Raw genomic sequence first — 1,501 nt, 5'->3', positions numbered from 1 at the left:
GGCATCAGGCGGCCGCCCCCAGCCGGGCCGGAACCGGCCGGACGGGCCTGCGGCGCAGCCGGCGCAGCCGGGCGGCCCGCTCCTCGTCCATGGAATTCAGCGCGTCCGTGACGAGTTCCCGGGGCATGCGCCGCAGGGCGTCCGCGCTCAGGGACCGCAGCGCCCGGGCGACTTCGGGTTCGAATCGTTCGATGGTGCCCAACTGGTGGGACATAATCGCGCAGTACGTTCGGACGGCCTTGGGGAGAAGCTTTTCCGCCTCCGGGTCCGTCGCCGTTTCCTCGATTACCTGATCGAATGCGCGCAGGAAATGGAGCTGACGTACGTCGCCGATCTGTGTGAGCGACGTGGCGACCCCCCGGCGGTAGAACACCCCGAGCAGTCCCGTCACCGCGAAGGAGCGCGCCTCGCGGTGCAGCCGCCAGATCCACGGCCGGTCCTCGGCGGTGCGCAGGCCGTTGGTGAAGTGCAGCAGGCCTTCGTCCAGCAGCCGGCGGTGGTAGATGCCCGCCCAGGCGTAGGCGTAGTCGACGGACGTGGAACGGTCGGCCGGCAGTATGGCCCCGCGCGGCGACAGCGCCACCCCCCGTCTTCCGACGGGCACCCGGTGGACCGTCCGCGCCCGGCCCGTGCACTGGACGTGGTCGGCGCGGACGAAGTCGACCTCCAGCTCCTCCGCCACCGCGAGGAGCCGCTCGTAATACCCGGGGGCCAGCCAGTCGTCGCCGTCGAGGAAAGTCACGTACTCCCCGCGCGCCCGGTCCAGCCCGGTGTTGCGGGCCGTGGCGAGGCCGCCGTTCTCCTCGTGCCGCACCAGTACCGCCCCCGGCACCTCGCGCTCCGCGCGCCCCAGGATCTCCGGTGTCCCGTCCGTCGAACAATCGTCGACGAGAATGAATTCGAAGTCCTCGCGTGCGTTCGCACTCAGACTTCTCAGTGTGTCGGGAGCGTATGTCTGCACGTTGAAGAACGGCACGATGACCGAGAGCTTGACCACCTGCGTGACGCTATGTGGTGCCCCGGCATTCGTTCTGACGAAGGGCACAATGAGAGGTGAACGAAGCACGGCGGATCGATGAACCGCCCTTGCGCGTCAACCGCTTCGCCGATCGTCGGTGTGCTGTTTACCGGCTGTTGAAGTCCCGTTGGGCAGCCAAACGGAATGCATTTCTATCGTCGGCGATGTGCCATCACGCAATGAATCCCCGCCCCGGGTGGCCGTCCTCGCGGACTCCGACACCCGGTGGAAATGGGGAGCGCTCACCGCACACCGGCTCGCCCCGGGAGGCGCGCTCGACGGCTTTCTGCTCAGGGGTCGCGCCACCCCCACGGTCCGCCAGCTCGCCGAGGTCGGCGTCCGCGCGGACGCCCTGCGCGAGGTCACCGGGGCGGAGTTCACCCGGGCGGCGGGCCGGGAGCGGTACGACGTGATCGTCCTGGCCTGCGTCGGCGGCGCCGTGCAGGCGATGCTCCACGGACTGGCCCACGCGTGGGGCCCGGC

Annotated in this window: 2 protein-coding genes; one reads left to right on the top strand and one right to left on the bottom strand. The window is 69.9% G+C overall.

The window, feature by feature from the left end; translation table 11 throughout:
• Positions 1-4 precede the first annotated feature (4 nt).
• Positions 5-997, bottom strand: a complete 993-nt coding sequence (locus tag K6I33_RS34965; RefSeq protein ID WP_229358818.1) for a glycosyltransferase family 2 protein — start codon at positions 995-997, stop codon at positions 5-7.
• A gap of 187 nt (positions 998-1,184) precedes the next feature.
• Between K6I33_RS34965 and K6I33_RS34960 the strand changes: the two genes are divergently transcribed.
• Positions 1,185-1,501, top strand: a 317-nt coding sequence (locus K6I33_RS34960) for a DUF6716 putative glycosyltransferase (RefSeq protein WP_374286665.1), incomplete at its 3' end; no start/stop codon positions are given.

Origin of the sequence: Streptomyces sp. UNOB3_S3, from assembly GCF_020740895.1 — a bacterium.
Classification (GTDB): domain Bacteria; phylum Actinomycetota; class Actinomycetes; order Streptomycetales; family Streptomycetaceae; genus Streptomyces.
The sequence above is the reverse complement of the archived record's forward strand: the minus strand, read 5'-3'. Positions and strand labels throughout refer to the sequence as shown.